The sequence below is a fragment of the Verrucosispora sp. WMMC514 genome, assembly GCF_027497295.1.
Taxonomy (GTDB): domain Bacteria; phylum Actinomycetota; class Actinomycetes; order Mycobacteriales; family Micromonosporaceae; genus Micromonospora; species Micromonospora palythoicola.
Genome location: NZ_CP114906.1, coordinates 5,308,886 through 5,325,705, shown reverse-complemented (window position 1 = coordinate 5,325,705; position 16,820 = coordinate 5,308,886). Strand labels below are relative to the sequence as shown.

The 16,820-nt window shown below is 73.2% G+C and carries 18 protein-coding genes; 6 read left to right on the top strand and 12 right to left on the bottom strand.

Annotated features, from left to right (window positions below; genetic code table 11):
• Nucleotides 1–9: 9 nt before the first annotated feature.
• The 6 genes from O7597_RS24775 to O7597_RS24750 form a co-directional block, all read right to left on the bottom strand.
• Complete coding sequence (locus O7597_RS24775; protein WP_155220336.1) at nucleotides 10–159, bottom strand: hypothetical protein; 150 nt, start codon at nucleotides 157–159, stop codon at nucleotides 10–12.
• Between the two features lie 148 nt (nucleotides 160–307).
• Nucleotides 308–1,531, bottom strand: a complete 1,224-nt coding sequence (locus tag O7597_RS24770) for a dolichyl-phosphate beta-glucosyltransferase (RefSeq protein WP_281580868.1) — start codon at nucleotides 1,529–1,531, stop codon at nucleotides 308–310.
• A gap of 5 nt (nucleotides 1,532–1,536) precedes the next feature.
• On the bottom strand, nucleotides 1,537–3,678 hold the full coding sequence (locus O7597_RS24765) for a glycosyltransferase family 39 protein (RefSeq protein ID WP_281580867.1): 2,142 nt from the start codon (nucleotides 3,676–3,678) through the stop codon (nucleotides 1,537–1,539).
• Nucleotides 3,679–3,723: 45 nt separating this feature from the next.
• Entirely contained in the window at nucleotides 3,724–5,160 is a 1,437-nt protein-coding gene (locus O7597_RS24760) for a HAMP domain-containing sensor histidine kinase (protein WP_281583315.1), read from the bottom strand.
• 17 nt (nucleotides 5,161–5,177) lie between these two features.
• Complete coding sequence (locus O7597_RS24755) at nucleotides 5,178–5,924, bottom strand: response regulator transcription factor (protein ID WP_269741114.1); 747 nt, start codon at nucleotides 5,922–5,924, stop codon at nucleotides 5,178–5,180.
• A 91-nt stretch (nucleotides 5,925–6,015) separates the two neighbouring features.
• On the bottom strand, nucleotides 6,016–6,240 hold the full coding sequence (locus O7597_RS24750; protein ID WP_281580866.1) for a hypothetical protein: 225 nt from the start codon (nucleotides 6,238–6,240) through the stop codon (nucleotides 6,016–6,018).
• Nucleotides 6,241–6,404: 164 nt separating this feature from the next.
• Here O7597_RS24750 and O7597_RS24745 point away from each other — a divergent pair, with 164 nt between their 5' ends.
• From O7597_RS24745 to O7597_RS24735, 3 genes are all read left to right on the top strand, one after another.
• Complete coding sequence (locus tag O7597_RS24745; protein WP_269741113.1) at nucleotides 6,405–7,352, top strand: serine/threonine-protein kinase; 948 nt, start codon at nucleotides 6,405–6,407, stop codon at nucleotides 7,350–7,352.
• 60 nt (nucleotides 7,353–7,412) lie between these two features.
• Nucleotides 7,413–7,835: an OsmC family protein gene (locus O7597_RS24740; RefSeq protein ID WP_164447287.1), complete on the top strand. Its 423-nt coding sequence runs from the start codon at nucleotides 7,413–7,415 to the stop codon at nucleotides 7,833–7,835.
• A 342-nt stretch (nucleotides 7,836–8,177) separates the two neighbouring features.
• Nucleotides 8,178–9,032 (top strand): hypothetical protein, encoded by an 855-nt coding sequence (locus tag O7597_RS24735; protein ID WP_269741112.1) that lies wholly within the window; start codon nucleotides 8,178–8,180, stop codon nucleotides 9,030–9,032.
• A 42-nt stretch (nucleotides 9,033–9,074) separates the two neighbouring features.
• Here the strand turns inward: O7597_RS24735 and O7597_RS24730 are convergent, their stop codons facing one another.
• The 3 genes from O7597_RS24730 to O7597_RS24720 all read right to left on the bottom strand — a co-directional run bounded on the left by O7597_RS24730 (nucleotide 9,075) and on the right by O7597_RS24720 (nucleotide 12,540).
• Nucleotides 9,075–9,521: a response regulator gene (locus tag O7597_RS24730; protein ID WP_269741111.1), complete on the bottom strand. Its 447-nt coding sequence runs from the start codon at nucleotides 9,519–9,521 to the stop codon at nucleotides 9,075–9,077.
• 224 nt (nucleotides 9,522–9,745) lie between these two features.
• Nucleotides 9,746–10,792 carry a cobalamin-dependent protein gene (locus tag O7597_RS24725; protein WP_269741110.1) on the bottom strand — a complete coding sequence of 349 codons (1,047 nt, stop codon included), beginning with the start codon at nucleotides 10,790–10,792 and terminating at the stop codon, nucleotides 9,746–9,748.
• Nucleotides 10,789–12,540: a SpoIIE family protein phosphatase gene (locus tag O7597_RS24720; protein ID WP_269741109.1), complete on the bottom strand. Its 1,752-nt coding sequence runs from the start codon at nucleotides 12,538–12,540 to the stop codon at nucleotides 10,789–10,791. The genes O7597_RS24725 and O7597_RS24720 overlap by 4 nt, the downstream gene beginning before the upstream one ends.
• 285 nt (nucleotides 12,541–12,825) lie before the next feature.
• On the opposite strand from O7597_RS24720, the gene O7597_RS24715 reads away from it, so the two are divergent.
• Nucleotides 12,826–13,134 (top strand): STAS domain-containing protein, encoded by a 309-nt coding sequence (locus tag O7597_RS24715; RefSeq protein ID WP_269741108.1) that lies wholly within the window; start codon nucleotides 12,826–12,828, stop codon nucleotides 13,132–13,134.
• 55 nt (nucleotides 13,135–13,189) lie between these two features.
• Nucleotides 13,190–13,537, top strand: coding sequence for an STAS domain-containing protein (locus O7597_RS24710; RefSeq protein ID WP_269741107.1), 348 nt, complete (start codon nucleotides 13,190–13,192; stop codon nucleotides 13,535–13,537).
• Between the two features lie 66 nt (nucleotides 13,538–13,603).
• On the opposite strand, the gene O7597_RS24705 is transcribed toward O7597_RS24710, so the two are convergent.
• A complete protein-coding gene (locus tag O7597_RS24705) occupies nucleotides 13,604–13,906 on the bottom strand; it encodes a hypothetical protein (RefSeq protein WP_269742724.1) in 303 nt (100 codons plus the stop codon).
• A gap of 213 nt (nucleotides 13,907–14,119) precedes the next feature.
• On the opposite strand from O7597_RS24705, the gene O7597_RS24700 reads away from it, so the two are divergent.
• A complete protein-coding gene (locus O7597_RS24700) occupies nucleotides 14,120–15,100 on the top strand; it encodes a DUF2267 domain-containing protein (RefSeq protein ID WP_281580865.1) in 981 nt (326 codons plus the stop codon).
• 70 nt (nucleotides 15,101–15,170) lie between these two features.
• On the opposite strand, the gene O7597_RS24695 is transcribed toward O7597_RS24700, so the two are convergent.
• A complete protein-coding gene (locus O7597_RS24695; protein ID WP_281580864.1) occupies nucleotides 15,171–16,472 on the bottom strand; it encodes an NAD(P)/FAD-dependent oxidoreductase in 1,302 nt (433 codons plus the stop codon).
• A gap of 57 nt (nucleotides 16,473–16,529) precedes the next feature.
• The gene (locus O7597_RS24690; RefSeq protein ID WP_164447296.1) at nucleotides 16,530–16,811 is read right to left on the bottom strand and encodes a DUF6510 family protein; all 282 of its coding nucleotides are present in this window, start codon (nucleotides 16,809–16,811) and stop codon (nucleotides 16,530–16,532) included.
• Nucleotides 16,812–16,820 lie beyond the last annotated feature (9 nt).

Genomic DNA, 16,820 nt, shown 5'->3' with positions numbered 1-16,820 from the left:
CGGGTCGGGTCAGCTCTGGTCGGTGGGCTGGCGGCGGAACCGGCTGACGAGCCTGCGCCAGTAGAGCTTGGCCGCCACCGCGACCCCGGCGATTCCGCCGACCACCGCCTGCACGATCAGGCTGCCGGATCCCGCGTCCAGGTAGGCCAGGTGGTTCACCGACCGCTCCTTCCCTATGCCGTCACAAACCGACACCGCCGCCGTAGCTCACATTTCGGATACGAGCGGCCTGGCCGGACCTATGCCACCGTACGCCGCCCATCGCCCCCAGTCGGTCACAACCGCCCACTTCCCCGGGAAAAGGGGTTCAGGGGTGGTGGTGCATGGCTAGGCGGAGGAGGACGAAGCGGAGCACGGTGGCGGCGAGGTTGGCCGCCACCAGCACCGCCAGTTCCACCGCCCGGCCGGGATCGGCGGCGGCGTGCAGGGTGGCCAGCGAACCGCTGGTGAGTGCGAGGCCGAGGGCGAACGCCAACAGTCCCTGCGCGTGGTGCCGGGCGCCGTGCCGGCGTCCGGTGATGCCGAAGGTGAGCCGCCGGTTGGCGGCGGTGTTGGCCACCGCGGTGAGCAGCAACGCCAGCAGGTTCGCCGGCTGGGCACCGAGCGAAGTCCGGATCAGCGTGAACAGCAGCAGGTACGCGCAGGTGCTGGCCACCCCCACGACGGCGAACCGGACCAGTTGCCGGGGCAGTCCGGCGGGCGCCGGCTCCGGCGGTGCCGCCAGCGGCGCCCGGCCGAGCTGCGCTCTCAGCTCGGCCAGGGGCAGCGCACCGGTCAGCAACGCCCGGCCGAGGCGACCGATGCCGCGAAGATCGGCCAGGGCGGTGGCGACCACGTCGACCCGGCTGTCCGGGTCGTCGATCCAGTCCACCGGCACCTCGTGGATGCGCAGCCCGGCCCGCTGTGCCAACACCAGCAGCTCGGTGTCGAAGAACCAGCCGGTGTCCTGCACCAGTGGCAGCAGCTCGCGGGCCACGTCCGCCCGGATGGCCTTGAACCCGCACTGCGCGTCGGAGAACCGGACGGCCAGGGTGCCGCGCAGCAGCAGGTTGTACGTCCGGGAGATGACCTCCCGCCGGGCACCGCGCACCACCCGGGCGGTACGCGCCAGCCGGGTACCGATGGCCACGTCGGAGTGACCCGAGATCAGCGGCGCGACCAGCGGCAGCAGCGCCGCCAGATCGGTGGAGAGGTCCACGTCCATGTACGCCAGCACCGGCGCGTCCGACGCCGTCCAGGCCGCCCGCAGGGCCCGGCCACGGCCCTTGGCCGCCAGGTGCCGTACCCGGACCTCGGGCAGCTCGACGGTGAGGGCCTCGGCCACGGCCAGGGTGCCGTCGATGCTGGCGTTGTCGGCGATGGTGATCCGGAACGGGTACGGGAAGTGCTCGGCGAGGTGGCCGTGCAGTCGTCGGACGCACGGGCCGAGGTCGACCTCCTCGTTGTGGACCGGGACGACGACGTCCAGCACCGGGGTCGACGCGCCGGGTCGGGCGGGCACGGCGGTCCGGGACTCGATCGAGGTGATCATCGCGGTCACCCCTGCCTTCCGCTGCTCACGTCGTAGAGGCTGACCTCGTCGACGGTCTGCGTCGGGAAGTTCGCCGCGACCCAGGCGGCGATCTCCGAGGAGGCGGAGCTACCGCCGTTGGTGTTCCGGAAGCCACCCCCGCCGACGAACCAGTGGATCCTGCCCTCGGCGACGTACCGCTGGAACTGCTCCAGGGTGGGCGACGGGTCGCTGCCGTTGAAGCCGCCCACCGCCATCACCGGCCGGCCGGTGGCCAGCTGGTAGCCGGAGGCGTTGTTGGAGCCGACGGTGGCCGCGATCCAGGTGTAGTCGTCGCCGTCGCGTTCGAGCAGCTCCCGCAGTTCGGCGCTCGGCTCGCGGGAGTCGAGCAGACCGCCCGGGCCGCCACGGTTCGCTCCGGTCCGTCCGGCCGCACCCGGTCCACCCCGGACCTGATCACCGGAGGCCGCACCGCCGGGAACCTGACGGCCCTCGGCCGGGCCGGTGGCCGGTCGCCCGTCGGTCCGGCCGGTACCGGCGCTGGTACCCGGCGGGTCGAAGCCGGACCGACCGTCGCCGGGCCGACCGGTGCCGTCGAAGCGGCCGGACGGACGGCCGGCGTCGGGGCCGGCGGTGATACGTCCGCCCCCGCCCGGTCCGAAGCCGCCGCGCGCCTGGGGACCGGCCGTCGGGATCGCGCCGGTGTGCGGGGTGGCCGCGGTCTGCATCGCGTACGCGGCCGGCCCGACCAGCGCCACCACCGCACTGACCAGCAGTGCCGGGACGGCCGCGCGCCGGACCAGCCGGTGGGCCAGCAGCAACGCCGGCACCGCGATCAGCCCGCCGGCCAGGACGGCGGTACGGAGCCACGGGTACCACTCGGCGGTACGGCCCAGAAGCGTCGCCGACCACACCGCGGTGACGGCGACGGTGCCGGCGAGGACCAGGGTGGACGCGATCCGGCGCGCCCTCGACGCGACGGTGCGGGCCTGCCAGAGCAAGGTCGCGCCGATGCCGACCAGCGCGGCGACCGCCGGTGCCAGCGCCACCGTGTAGTACTCGTGGAAGATGCCGGACATGTAGCTGAAGATGCCGCCGGTGACCAGCAGCCAGCCGCCCCAGAGCAGCAGCCCGGCCCGCGCCCGGTCGGTACGCGCCGCCCGGCCGGCCAGCGCCAGCCCGGCCACCAGCAGGATCAGTGCGGCCGGCAGCAGCCAGGAGATCTGCCCACCGACCTGCGTACCGAACATGCGCAACGGGCCGGCCTGCCCGGAGAACGGGCCGCCGCCGGGCCCGCCGCCACCGCCGACGCTGCCCACCTCGGTGCCGGTGATCCGGCCGAGGCCGTTGTAGCCGAGGGTCAGTTCCAGCACGCTGTCGGACTGCGACCCGCCGATGTAGGGGCGGTGCTCGGCGGGCACCAGCTCCACCACCAGCACCCACCACCCGGCGGCCACCACCACCGCCAGCCCGGCGATCAGCACCTGCCGCAGCCGGCGGCCCGGCGTGGTCGGCGCGGCGACCAGGTACACCGCCGCGAAGACCGGCAGCACCAGGAACGCCTGCAGCATCTTGGTCAGGAAGCCGAAGCCGACCAGGGTGCCGGCCAGCACCAACCACCGGGTGCTCGCCGTCTCCAGGGCGCGGACCGTGGCGTACGCGGCGGCGACCAGCAGCAGCACCAGCAACGCGTCCGGATTGTTGAACCGGAACATCAGGGTGGCCACCGGCGTCACCGCGAGCACCACGCCGGCGATCAGGCCGGCGACCGGCCCGTACCATCGGCGCACCGCGGCGTACAGCAGGCCGACCGTGGCCACCCCGCAGAGTGCCTGCGGCACCAGCAGCGCCCAGCTGTTCAGACCGAACAGGCGGACGGAGAGCGCCATCAGCCACAGCGACGCGGGTGTCTTGTCGACGGTGATCGAGTTGGCCGCGTCCGACGAGCCGTAGAAGAAGGCCGTCCAGTCCTGCGAGCCGGCCTGCGCCGCGGCGGCGTAGTAGGAGTTGGCCCAGCCGGAGGCGCCCAGACCCCACAGGTAGAGCAGCCCGGTGGCCAGCAGCAGCGCGGCCAGGGCCGGCCGCACCCAGGCGGGGTCCGGCCTCGCCGGGGTCGGCGACGCGGTGGATGCACCGGTCGGGTGCGACGGGTTGCCTGTGTTGTCCATGCCAGCCAGCCTCGGCCGGGCAACTGTCGGGTCGCCGTGCCTCGCCTATGCGTGGGCTGTGGAGTTGGGCAGCCGGACGGTGAACACGGTGCGGCCCGGCCGGGAGTCCAGGGCGACGGTGCCGTGGTGCGCCTCCACCACGGCGACGACGATGGCCAGGCCGAGGCCGGTGCTGCCGTGCGCGCGGGACCGGGAGCTGTCGCCGCGGGCGAAGCGTTCGAACACCTCCGGCCGCAGCTCGGGAGGTACCCCGGGGCCGTCGTCGGCCACGCTGATCTCGGCGGCGTCGCCGGTTCGGCGCAGGCTGGTGGTGACGGTGCTGCCGGGCGGTGTGTGCACCCGGGCGTTGGTCAGCAGGTTGGCCAGCACCTGGTGCAGCCGGGCGGGGTCGCCGGGCACCCGGATCACCGTCTCGGGCAGGTCGAGCTGCCAGCGGTGCTCGGGGCCGGCCACGTGCGCGTCGCTGACGGCGTCCACCACCAGCGCGGTGAGGTCGACCGGTTCGACCGCGAGGGGTCGACCGGCGTCCAGCCGGGCGAGCAGCAGCAGGTCGTCGACGAGGCTGGTCATCCGGGTGCTCTCCGACTCGACCCGGCGCAGCGCGTGGGCCACGTCGGTCGGCACCTCGGCACGGCCCCGGCGGGCCACCTCGGCGTAGCCACGGATCGCCGCCAGCGGGGTACGCAGTTCGTGACTGGCGTCGGCGACGAACTGGCGTACCCGGGTCTCGCTGGCCTGCCGGGCGGCGAGGGCGGCGGCGACGTGGCCGAGCATCCGGTTGAGCGCGGCGCCGACCTGGCCCACCTCGGTACGCGGGTCGGTGTCGGCGGCCGGCACCCGGTCGGAGAGCGCCACCTCGCCCCGGTCGAGCGGTAGCTCACTGACCCGGGCTGCGGTGGCGGCCACCCGGCGCAGCGGGCGCAGCGTGGCCCGGACGATCAGCGCCCCGGCGGTGCCGGCGACCAGCAGGCCGACGGCGGTGACCCCGGCCTGCGCGGCCACCAGCGCCCAGACGGTCTCCTGCACGCCGGCCAGCGGCACGCCCAGCACCCGCACCGTCCCGGTGGCCGACCGCCGGGCCACCACCCGGTAGCCGCCCCGCTCGCCCAGGCCGACGCTGTGCGCCCGGCCGTCGGTGGGCACCTCGGCCAGCGCCCGCACCTGGTCGACCGGTACCGACTGCTCCTGTCGACCGACAAGCGTCCACGCCTCGGTGACCCGGCCGTCGACGACCTGGGCGCTGATCGTGCCGGGCGGGAAGCCGCGCGGCACCCGCACATCGCCCCACGGGCCGGTGCCGGGGCCGGGTTCCCACGGCGCGGTGGGCCGCCCGCCGGGCGTGAAGCGCAACTGCTCGTCCACCCGGGAGATCAGGAACTGCCGCAGCGCCACGGTGGTGAGACCGCCGATGGCCAGGCTGACCACGGCGAGCAGCGCCACCAGGGTCAGCACCAGGCGGGTCCGCAGCGACCAGCCGGCCAGCCACCGGCGCACCCCGGTCACTCCGCCGGCTTGAGCAGGTACCCGGCTCCGCGCAGTGTGTGGATCATCGGCTGGCGGCCGGCGTCGATCTTCTTCCGCAGGTACGAGATGTACAGCTCGACGACGTTGGCCTGGCCACCGAAGTCGTAGTTCCACACCCGGTCGAGGATCTGTGCCTTGCTGAGCACCCGGCGGGGGTTGCGCATCAGGTACCGCAGCAGCTCGAACTCGGTGGCGGTGAGGGTGACCAGTTGCCCGTCCCGGCGTACCTCGTGGCTGTCCTCGTCGAGGGTGAGGTCACCCACGGTGAGCATCGCCTCCGTACGGGTGGCCACCGCGAAGCCGGAGCGGCGCAGCAGCGCGCGCAACCGGGCGATGACCTCCTCGAGGCTGAACGGCTTGGTCACGTAGTCGTCGCCGCCGACGGTCAGCCCGGCGACGCGCTCCTCGACCGCGTCCCGGGCGGTGAGGAAGAGCACCGGCACGCTATCGTTGTCCGCCCGCAGCTTGCGCAGGACCTGGAGACCGTCCAGGTCGGGCAGCATCACGTCGAGCACCACCGCGTCGGGTCGGAACTGTCGGGCGGCGCGTAGCGCCGCCATGCCGTCGGCCGCCGTACGCACCTGCCAGCCCTCGTAGCGCAGCGCCATCGACAGCAGGTCGGTCAGGGTCGGCTCGTCGTCGACGACCAGCACCCGGACCGGCTCACCGTCCGGTCGGCGCAGCTCCACCCGATCCAGTCCGGCACCGTCGGAGATCCTCATGGCTGCCATGGTGCTGCCGCGCACTTGGTGGCGCTTGTGTGGCGGCTGTGTGCCAGCTGTGCGGTCGGGCCGGGGTGCGGTCGGTGTCGGGTCACTCGGTCACGCCGACCGGGTCGGTCCGGACGAAACGCATGGACCAGATTCCCGAGCCGTCGGGGCGTTGCCGCACGTAGAGATGGTCCGCTGCCGGCGTGGGCGCCTCCTGGGGGCGGCGCAGCACCCACAGTCGTGGTGGGGTGCCGTCCGGGCCGGCCGGCAGCGACCGGACCAGGTCGTGGGCCGGACCGCCGACGAAACGTACGGTCACTTCACTCATCACGTTCCGCCTCCAGCCCGCCCGGCGCGTCGGGCGTCCCGGCTCGCACGCTAACGCACCAGCCGCCGTCCGAGGCGGGTTTGCCCTGATCGGACCCGGGGTACCGTGCGCAGGCCACGGTTTCGCACGTCGTGGCGGAGCGACACGAGGGTAGGAGGCGGTCGATGCGTACGCTGGACGGGCGGTACCGGCTCGACCAGCGCATCGGCATCGGCGGGATGTCGGAGGTGTGGCGGGCGCACGACACCGTGCTGGACCGGCAGGTCGCGGTGAAGCTGGTCTCGCCGGGTCAGCCGGACGGGGCGGCCGCGGTGGAGCGGATCCGCTCCGAGGCGCGGTCGGCGGCCCGCCTGGTGCATCCCAACGTGGCGAGCGTGCACGACTTCGGTACCTGCGACACGGGGACGGGCCACCAGCTGCCGTACATCGTGATGGAGCTGGCCGAGGGACAGACCCTCGCCGCGCACCTGCGCACCGGCCCGTTGGACTGGCGGATCGCGGTGCGCGTCTGCGCGGAGGTCGGCGCCGCGCTGGCCGCCGCGCACGCCCACGGCATCGTGCACCGCGACATCAAGCCGGCGAACGTGATGCTCACTCCGTCGGGGGTGAAGGTGCTGGACTTCGGCATCGCCACGCCGGCCGGCGCCGCCGACACCGCGCCCGACGGTTTCGTGGTCGGTACGCCGGCGTACCTGGCGCCGGAACAGCTACACCGCGCTCCGGCGACCCCGGCGGCCGACATCTACGCCCTCGGCGTCCTCCTCCACTACTGCCTGGCGGGACGCCTGCCGTACCCGGCGGACAGCGTGAGCCAGCTGCTCGGACGGGACCGGCCCCGGGTGCCGCGGCCCCTGCCGGAGCTGCCCGGACTGCCCGCCGAGGTGACCGACCTGTGCCAACGCTGCCTCGCCGACGACCCGACCCGGCGGCCGAGCAGCCTGGTGGCCGCGCTGCTGCTGGCCGAGGCGGTCGACGCCCGGGTGTACGTGCCGATGCACGAGCCGCTGATGCCACGGCAGCGGCCGGCGGCGGTGAGCCCGTGGACGGAGCGGGCGGCGGCCGAGGTCACCGAGGCCGCCGCCGTCGCGCAGTGGAGCCGGCACGGCGGATGACTTCCCGGTTTCACGCGTCCGGGCCCGGGTAGCCGGGCGGGGAGTGACGGGAGGAACGCGATGCCGAGTTCCTGGTTGAACGAGGTTGCCGCCGCGACCGCCGAGGGCGGTCACATCCACACCGACGACGAGGCGCTGTCGACCGCCCTCGCCTCGCCGCTGGCGCCGCACTGCACCGGGCTGACCCCGTCGCAGCTGCTCGCCGCGGCGTTCGCGTCCTGCCTGCACCACGCGGCGGTGGAGGCGGCCGGCGGGATCACCGACGAGGCGCACACCGTGCAGGTACGCGCGGAGGCGAAGCTGGGGCGCGACGACGACGGCCGCTACCGGGCCGACGTGCACGCCTCCATCTCGTCGGTCGGGCTGAGTCGACAACAGCTCACCGAACTGGTCGAGCACGCCGACCGGCTCTGGCCGTTCTCCAGCGAGGACGGCGGCCGGCACCGGCTCACCGTCAGTCCGGCGGAGAACGGCCGACACTGATCCGCGTGGCGCGGTGAACGGGCCCGGCTTCGGGTCGTCCGGGCCGACACCACGGGCCGCGGCCACACCCATGGTCCGACCGCCCCCCACCGCCCCCGGTTGGACCGACCTCAGCCTCGTCCGTTCGGCGGATGCGGCCGAGCGGCGCGATCGACGTCAGCAAGATCCCGTTTCCGCCCTGTTTTATACGTTGATTTCCGACATTTACCCAGGGACGGACAGGCGTAGCTGGTCCGGTATGTCGAACAGCGCGGAGATTCACCGGGCGGATAGCCGCGAATTGTGACGCATGCCACCAACCGGGCCGATGGCAGTCGGCCGTCAACTTTCTAGCCTCGGCGGGTGCATCCCGACGACGACTTCGACCAGCAGCTGACCCCCGGGCAACCGGCGAGCCCTTCGGCCGACGAGGCATCACCCGAAAGGATGATGGGACGGCATCGCGCCGTACCCGCACCGCGCCGGGGTGTCCGCGCGGTGCTCGCCTCCACCCCGGTCCGGGTGGCTCTGGCCACCGGCGTCACCTGCTGCCTCGGCGCCACCGCCGTCGTGGCCGCCCGGCACGACGACGAGGCACCGCCGCCCCGGGTGACCGAGGCGCTCACCGACCGCGCTCTCGCGGCTCAGGAGAAGGCCGCCTCCCGTTCCCTCGACCGCAGCCCCACCCCCGCACCGACCAGCGCCAGCCCCTCCCCCACCGCCAAGCCGTCCCCCACCGCGAAGCCGAAGCCGAAGAAGAAGGCCCCCGCCAAACCAACGCGCCCCCGGCCCGTCGCCGGGCTGAGCCAGGCACAGATGGACAACGCCAAGGCGATCGTGGACGTCGGCGTCAAGATGAAGATCCCGCGTCAGGGGTTGGTGATCGCGGTCGCCACCGCCATGCAGGAGAGCACCCTGCTCAACTACGCCAGTGGGGTGCTGCCCGAGTCGCAGAACTACCCGCACCAGGCCGTCGGCTGGGACCACGACTCCGTCGGGCTGTTCCAGCAGCGCCCCAGCAGCGGTTGGGGCAGCGTCCGGGACCTGATGCGGCCGGCGTACGCGGCGCGCGTGTTCTACGAGGCGCTGCTACAGGTGCCCGGATGGCAGCAGATGAGCCTGACCCTGGCCGCCCAGGCGGTGCAGATCTCCGCCTTCCCCTACGCCTACGCCCAGCACGAGGAGCGGGCCGCGACCGTGGTGGCGGCTCTGACCTGAGCCGGACCCGGCCGTCGGGTCCGGCTCGCCGGCGACGGCGGGTCAGACCCGCTTGGGCAACACGACCACCCGGCCGAAGAACTCGTCGATCCGGTGCACCACGTCGTTGAAGTCGTCCAGGTCGATCGGCTTGGTGACGTAGGCGTTGGCTTGGAGGGTGTAACTGCTGATGATGTCGGTGTCCGCGTTCGAGGTGGTCAGCACGACGATCGGGATGGTCCGCAGGTCCTCGTCGTTCTTCACCTCGCCCAGCACCTGACGCCCGTCCTTGCGGGGCATGTTGAGGTCGAGCAGGATCACGTCCGGACGTTGGGCGTCGCCGTGCCGGCCCTCGCGACGGAGAAACTCCATCGCCTCCTCGCCGTCGCCGACCACGTCGATCACCTTCTCGACGTCCGAGGTGGCCAGGGCCTCCTCGATCATGAGCACATCGCCCGGGTCGTCGTCCACCACCAGGATGCGAACCGGAGCGAGGGTTCGTGCGCCCATCTCTACCTGCCTCAGGTCGGCCAGGACGGAACCTACCGGCCCCGTGCTGGCGGAAATGTAGCCCATCATCGGACGATCGGCGACCGCCGGGTTCCACCACGTCACAGCCGTACCCGAGCAGCCGGTCCGAGACGGTCCGGGTGCGCACCCGCCACTCGGAGACGGGTGTTTGCTGCCCGGCAAGTATAAGGAGCCCGCCCGGCAGGCCGGACGGCACGCTCCGGTCAGGCAGCTTGCCGATCCACCGCCGCCAGCACCGCGCGGCCCCGCCGGAGATGGTCCACCGCCCGGGGAAAATCGTGCAGCAACCGGCCGTAGTGCGCCAGCGACGCGTCCACCGCCGCGGCCGGCACGCCGCGACTGTCCAGGATGGTCACCAGCCACTCGACGAACTCGGTGAACAGCGAACCGTCGTCGACGTAGAGGGCGGCGCCCAGGAAGTCCAGGATGTATCCGAGGTCGCTGACCGTCGAGTCCAGTTGGGCCGGGGTGTGGTCGCGGGTGGCCGGGAACCGCTGGGCCAACTCGGCCAGGGCGCTGTCGATCAACTCGCCGCGTCGGTTGACCAGGGTGGCGTACTCGTCGTCGGCCAGGTGCGCCAGGTCGGCCGGCGGCACCGCGCGGAGGGCCCGCTCGTCAGCGAGCAGGTCGGCGGCGGCGGGGGCGTTGGCGGCCCAGGCCGCCCCGAGCCGCCGCGCCCACCGGCCGTCCACGCCGAAGCCCCGACCGCCGACCAGCACCGGCACGTCCGCGCGCCGGCACGCCTCGATCATCCGGTGCGCGTGGGGTAGCCGCATCGGCAGCGCGGAGGCCAGCGCCACGGCGTACGCGTCGTACCGGTGCAGGTACGACACCAGGTGCGCGGCGGGAACACTCGCCCCCAGGAAGGTGACCTGCCAGCCACGCAGCCGCAGCACCTCGGCCACCAGTCGGGCCGGCAGCGCGTGCCACTCACCGTCCATGCAGGCCACCACGATCCGGGCGCGGGTCGGGCGCACGTCGGCGTACGCGGCGACGGCCGCCACCACCTGCTCGCTGACGTGTGTCGCCGCGTGTTCCTGGGCCACGCTCCACTCGTTGCGCGCCCACCGCTCCCCGACCTCGGCCTGCGCCGGCGCGACCAGGTCCAGCAGCACCCGGTCGGCGGCCACCCCCGCGTCGAGCAACCCGCGCGCCACCTCGACGGCGGCGTGCTCGTCGGCCTCGGCGAGACAGTGCAGGTAGTCCGGATAGACGGCCTCGGGTGAGGTGCCCCGGGTCGCGGCGGTCACCGGTCCGTCGCCTCCGGGGCCGGCTCGGCCACGGGCGGCACCGCGTGCAGGTGCCGCTGCGGGCGGCCACCGACGCCGGTGGCGCGCAACGCCAGCACCGCGATGTCGTCGTGGTCACGCTGGGCCAGCCAGTCGCACGTCACCTGCTCGATCCGCTCGGCGAGCGCGGGCGCCGGCATCCGGTGACACCCACCGAGCGCCTGCACCAGACGATCGGTGCCGAGCAGTTCCTCACCTCGCCGACCGCCCCGTGCCTCGGTGACTCCGTCGCTGTAGAGCAGACACGTCTCACCGGGAGCGAGCCGTGTGGTGACCTGACCGATCCGCGGGTCCGGCACCACACCGATGAGCATGCCGTTCAACGGCAGCTGCTCCACCTCGCCGGAGGCGCGCAGCACCAGCGGCGGCAGGTGTCCGCCGCCGGCGAGCGTCAGCCCGAGGCCACCGTCACGGTGTGGACGGACCACCCCCAGCACCATGGTGGCGAACCGGCCCTGTCCGTGCGCCAGGGTCGTCTCCAACAGTGCGTCGTTGAGCAGCCGCAGCAGCCGGGCCGGCTGCTGCTCGACCCGGTGCAGCGCGTGCAGACACTGACGCAGCTGCCCGGTGAAGACCGCCGCCTCGACCCCCTTGCCGGAGACGTCGCCGAGGAAGAACACCGAGCCACCGTCGGGCAGCCGGTGCGAACCGTAGAAGTCGCCGCCGATGCGCAGGCCGGCCTGGGCCGGACGGTACGCCGTACCCCACTGCACACCCGGTGCCGGCGCCGGCTCGACGGGCAGCAGGCTGGCCTGCAACATGTCGGCCACCTCCGCCTGTTCGCGGTAGAGCAGCGCGGTGGTCAACGCCGCACCGGCCCGGGCGGCGAAGGCGCGGACCAGGTCGAGGTCGTCCTCCCCGTACCAGCCGCCCGCACCCCGCGCGACGAGCAGCACCCCGGCGGGCGCGTCCCGGCCCGGCAACGGGACCAGGCGGGCGGCCACCTCGGCGGCGGAGACACCGGGCAACCAGCCCGCGTCGATGGCCTGCTCGACCAGCCAGTCGACGGTGTGCGGCGACGTGCCGCGCAGACTCTCGACGATCGCCGGAGGCAGCTCCGTCGCGGCGAGCACCCCGCGATCGACAGTGGGTGTCTCGTCGGCGTCCTGGCGGGCGCGCCACCATCGGGCCCGCCCGGATCGGGGCGCGAGCACCAGTACCGCGACGTCGGCCAGGGTCGGCACGGCGAGTCGGACGACCGCGGCGGCGGCCCGGTCCGGGTGCAGCGGATTGCCCAGCTTGTCGCCGACCGTGGTGAGAAAGGCCGACCTGGACCGCTCGGCCGCCAGTTCCTCGGTCCGCGTCTCGTGGTCGCTGACATCCTCGACGTACCAGCAGCTACGCCCGGCGGACAACGGGACCTGACGCACCCGTAGCCGTCGGCCGTGCCGGCTCAGGTGTGGCTCGCTCGAGGCCAGCCGCTCGACTGCCGCGGCCGTACCGCCGACGACCACCTCGGGCAGCAGACGCCGGGCGGTCGGGCTGACGTGCCGCACGGTTCCGTCCGGACCGCACACCACCACACCCTCGTGGAGATGTTCGGCGATCTCCGGCCAGTCGGCGGCGAGCTGACCCGGTGGCGACTCCAGGGCGGGCAGCCCGGTGGCCGGCGCGGACGTGATCGAACGCCAGGCGGCGACCCGGGCGACGCTCGGCGTGGCAGACCGTCCGTCGCCGGGGTCGAGGTCCCTGACGTCGGCACCTGTCACCAGCTTGAGCCTCGCTCCTTGTCGGTTCCGCAGCCGCTTCGAGCGGCGTGCATGGTCGCGTCCTGGCACCCAGCCTACGCGGCTCTGCCGGTGCCGCCACCCGGGCGAGCGTCGCGGCGCGTACCGGCGGCCGTCCGAGAGGCGGGCCAGCTCACGGGTTGTTACGATCCGAGCGCCCCTGCCCGCCCGCCACCGCGGAAGGCGTGATCGTTGCTGTCCCACGGTCGCAGACCCCCGACGCCGCCGCTGAGCATGTCCGTCGACCGGTCCGTTCCGCTCGCACCGGTGATCCGGGTCGTCGGTGATCTCGCCTACACCACCGCCGCGCCGCTGCGGGCCGAGATCGACCGGTTGATGGGCACCGAGCCGACCACCCTGGTACTCGACTTCGGTGGCCTGCAGTTCATCGACAGCACCGGGCTCAGCGTCATCGTCCACGCCTGGCGCGAGGGGCAGCAGCGGAGCGTCCGACTGAGGTTGCGGGCGGTTCCCCGATTCCTCGAAACCATCCTCGACATGACGGGGGTCACCGGCCTGCTGTCTCGCGAGCCCGCCGGCACCGAACCGGACGGCCAGACCCCGGTCACCGCTTAGCGGTTGCCGGAGAACCTGGCCCCCGCGACTTGCGCTTGACCGGCGTACTGGGAGCATGGAGGCACAGCTGTTGGTCATCGAGGTCGTCCGGCACGACACGGGGCATGCGGAGTTGCGGCTGACCGGTGACCTCGACTTCGACAGCGCGCCGGAACTCGTCGACGCCGTGGCCGCCCTACGGCGTGAGGGCTTCGAGCAGTTCGTCATCGACCTCACTGGTGTGAGCATGTGCGACTCGTCGGGGTTGAGCGCGTTCGTGATCGCCCACCGGGGCGGCTCCGTCCCGCTGCGGCTGGTCGGCGTCAACGCCACACTGCACCAGCTGCTGGTCCGCACCGGGCTCGCCGAGCTGCTGGAGCTTCCCCCGGCCATCGGGGACCGGGACACGCAGGCGGCCGGCTGACCCACCCGGGCCACCGAAGGGGTGGCCCCCGACCCTGGGACCAGGGGTCGGGGGCCGGAGGATGGCTCAGGGAGCCGGGACCGGATACGGGCCGCTGCGGTGGGGCCGGGTGGTCGGCTCCGCGTCCTCCGGTACGCCCGAATCCGGCGTTTGAAACAGATAGCGGACGAACTCCGCACCTGATCCGTCGTCCCGATCGCCGGGCCACTGGCCGGCGCAGTCGACGCCGATCACCTCGCGACCGCCGCCGTCGGCCTCTTCCAACAGCGCCCACAGGCTCACCGGGTAGCAGCGGGTGCGCTCGGGTGCCAGCCGCCACCTCGCGTACCAACCGGGTCGGGCGGGGACGATCTCGACTATCCGCTTCATCACGACCTTCCCTTCCGCCGTGCCTCGGAAGATCTCCGGTCCACCGCGATCGTCGACCCCGCCCGGGTGACCGGCCCTCACCCCGGCCGGATGAAGCCTCGCCGTCGTGGTCGAGGGCTCCACTGCCGGCACCGAACTGATCGTTTCGCCCGGCGACCGCCGGGAAGGCCATCGACGAAGCCCGGCACCACCAGCGGAAGCGAGGTGTGCACCATGCGTAAGCAGATGGAGGGCGACAACCAGCGCCGGAGGGCACTGGCCCGCCAGGCGCGGGAACGGGGCATGCGGGCCGCCGACACCGGTGCCAGCCTGAGCGCGTCCAAACAACTGACCCACCTCGACCAGCACGAGCGGGCCGGCCCGGCGCCGGCCGGCAGCCACCACAAACCGGACGCCACGCGCGGCGGGCCCGCTCCCCCACCGGCCGGTTCCGCGCAGAACCCCCGGCCCCGCCCCGAGCCGGGCGGGCCGGCGCCCGGGGTCACCACGGTGGGTTACCGCGAGCTGGTCGAGGACGTCGTGCGCCGCGCCGGCGTCGACTTCCGTACCGCCAAGGTCGGGGTCGAGTCGACGGTGCTGGTCCTGGCCTGGGCCTTGGAGGCCGGCGAACGGCGACGGCTGCTGGAGGCGGTGCCCGCCTCGCTGCACGACGTGGTGCCGGTGGACGGCATCGAGCGACGCCAGGATCTGGCCGGCTTCCTGTCCGAGGTGGGTCGGATCAGCGGTCGACCTCCGGAGCAGGCACGCTATCAGGCCGAGGCGACCCTCGCCGCGCTCGCCGCGCACGACGGTGATCTGATCGAATCACTGCACGTACCGGACGAGCTGCGGCAACTGCTGGAGCCGCCGGAGGTCGGCGGCGGCGTGGTCGGTCCGGTCAGCGCGCTGCCACCGTTGTCCGCGGCCGAACTGCGCGCGGCCCTGACCGACCTGCCGTACTGGTCCGGAGACGGGACCGCGCTGTCCCGGACCCTGGAGCTGCCGCCAGGCAACCTGGACCGGGTGCTGGACCGGCTCGACCAGCTTCGCCAGCAGACCGGCCGCGGGCCACGGATCGGCCGCGCCGATCCGACGACCGCCGTGCTGACCGTCGCCTCGGCCAACGCCGGGGCGGTGACCGCGATGGACATCGACCTGGCGCACACGGTCGACGACGCCATCGACGAGGCGGGGGCCGGCATGGCCGCCGGCTGAGCGGCCGAGATGTCAGCCGTGCGGTCGTGGGTACCCCCACGACCGCACGCCACGTCGGTCGGCCCCGTGGTCAGCGGACCCGCACGGGCATCTCGGGCGACGAGCTCTCCAGTGGTACGGCGGTGGCGGAGATCAGTCCGAGCTGCGCCGCCGAGCGCGGCAGCGCGGCGTCGAGGAACCAGTCCGCGCTCACCCTGGCCCGGTTGCCGGGCATCGCGAGCAGGTGGTAACCGCGGGTGACCGCCTTCGCGGGCAGGCCGGACAGCGGCACCTTCAACGGGTTCGCGGCGGCCTGCTTGCCGCCCAGGTCGACCACCCAGCCGAGGTCGTGGTGCTTGTACGGCCGGCGGCGTCCCTGCCCGTACGAGGCGGCGATGTTGTGCGCGGCCAGCTTGCCCTGTCGCTGCGCGTGCTGGGCGGTCATCGTGCAGATCTCACCGGGCCGGGTCAGGTCGGGCACCGCGGCGGCGTCGCCGCAGGCGTAGACCTCGGGGAATCCGGGGACGTTGAGGTACTCGTCGACGACCAACCGCCCCTTCTCGGTCCGCAGGCCCAGTTCGGCCACGAACGGGTCGGGGCGTACGCCGACGCACCAGACCAGCGAGCAGGTGGGCACGTACTCGCCGTCGGTGAGCTTGACGCCGTCGGAGGTGGCGACCGCCACCGAGGTGCCCATCCGTACGTCGACCCCGCGTCGTCGCAGCACCTTGTCGGCGGTGACCGACATCCGTCGGTCCAGCTCGGGCAGCACGCGGGGGGCGACGTCGAGCAGCAGCCACCTCGGCCGGATCTTCAACCGGGGGTGCTGGGCGGCCAGTTCGTCGGTGAACAGGATGCCGTGGGCGGCCACCTCGGTACCGGTGTATCCGGCACCCACCACCACGAACGTGGCGCGGGCCTGCTGTTCGGCCGGATCCTCGGCCTGCTCGGCGAGTTCGATCTGCCGGACCACGTGATCGTGCAGGTAGAGCGCCTCGGGCAGGCCACGAAAGCCGTGCGCGTACTCGGTCACCCCGGGAATCGGCAGCAGTTTGTTCACGCTGCCGACGGCCAGCACCAACCGGTCGTACGCCAGCCGGTTGCGGTCACCTTCCGGCTGGGTGAAGCCGACCCACCGGTTCTGCAGGTCGACGCTGTCCGCCTCACCGATGACCACCCGCACACCGTCCAGCGTGCCGGACAGCGGCACCGCGATCCGGCCCGGCTCCACCACCCCCGCCGCCACCTCGGGCAGCAGCGGCAGGTACAGGAAGTAGTCGGTCGAGTTCAACAGGACGATCTCGGCTCGACCGCGGGCCAACCGGGTCAACGTCTTCGCCGCGTGGTACCCGGCGAACCCGGCCCCCACGATCACTACACGAGGCTTCGTCATTCCGGCCCGGTTCCCGTGATCCGCGTCGGCAAACGTCCAACCGCCCTGTCGGCGGGTCTAGCGGGTGCGTTCTGGCGGCAACGGGAACTGGAGGAAGGTGGCGCCGCGCAGGTCGAGCCAGGCACGGTCAGGGGCACGGACCAGCCGCAACATCACTTCGACGCAGGTCGGGCAGCGCCCCACCAGGCCGGGCGCGTGCGAGTAGACCCGCAGCCCGGCCACCGGGCCGGGGGTGCCGCAGTTGGCGCACCGGGCGGTGGCGGTGCTCAGGTCGACCGCGAACACCTCCCCCAACGGACCGTCGAGCATGTTGCCGTCCACGTAGGGCAGCGCGGTCATCCGCGGCCT

Coding starts and splice junctions, on each gene's coding strand:
- O7597_RS24770 (WP_281580868.1), bottom strand. CDS start 1,531: ATGATCACCTCGATCGAGTCCCGGACCGCCGTGCCCGCCCGACCCGGC.
- O7597_RS24765 (WP_281580867.1), bottom strand. CDS start 3,678: ATGGACAACACAGGCAACCCGTCGCACCCGACCGGTGCATCCACCGCG.
- O7597_RS24755 (WP_269741114.1), bottom strand. CDS start 5,924: ATGAGGATCTCCGACGGTGCCGGACTGGATCGGGTGGAGCTGCGCCGA.
- O7597_RS24750 (WP_281580866.1), bottom strand. CDS start 6,240: ATGAGTGAAGTGACCGTACGTTTCGTCGGCGGTCCGGCCCACGACCTG.
- O7597_RS24745 (WP_269741113.1), top strand. CDS start 6,405: ATGCGTACGCTGGACGGGCGGTACCGGCTCGACCAGCGCATCGGCATC.
- O7597_RS24740 (WP_164447287.1), top strand. CDS start 7,413: ATGCCGAGTTCCTGGTTGAACGAGGTTGCCGCCGCGACCGCCGAGGGC.
- O7597_RS24730 (WP_269741111.1), bottom strand. CDS start 9,521: ATGGGCGCACGAACCCTCGCTCCGGTTCGCATCCTGGTGGTGGACGAC.
- O7597_RS24710 (WP_269741107.1), top strand. CDS start 13,190: ATGGAGGCACAGCTGTTGGTCATCGAGGTCGTCCGGCACGACACGGGG.
- O7597_RS24705 (WP_269742724.1), bottom strand. CDS start 13,906: ATGAAGCGGATAGTCGAGATCGTCCCCGCCCGACCCGGTTGGTACGCG.
- O7597_RS24700 (WP_281580865.1), top strand. CDS start 14,120: ATGCGTAAGCAGATGGAGGGCGACAACCAGCGCCGGAGGGCACTGGCC.
- O7597_RS24695 (WP_281580864.1), bottom strand. CDS start 16,472: ATGACGAAGCCTCGTGTAGTGATCGTGGGGGCCGGGTTCGCCGGGTAC.
- O7597_RS24690 (WP_164447296.1), bottom strand. CDS start 16,811: ATGACCGCGCTGCCCTACGTGGACGGCAACATGCTCGACGGTCCGTTG.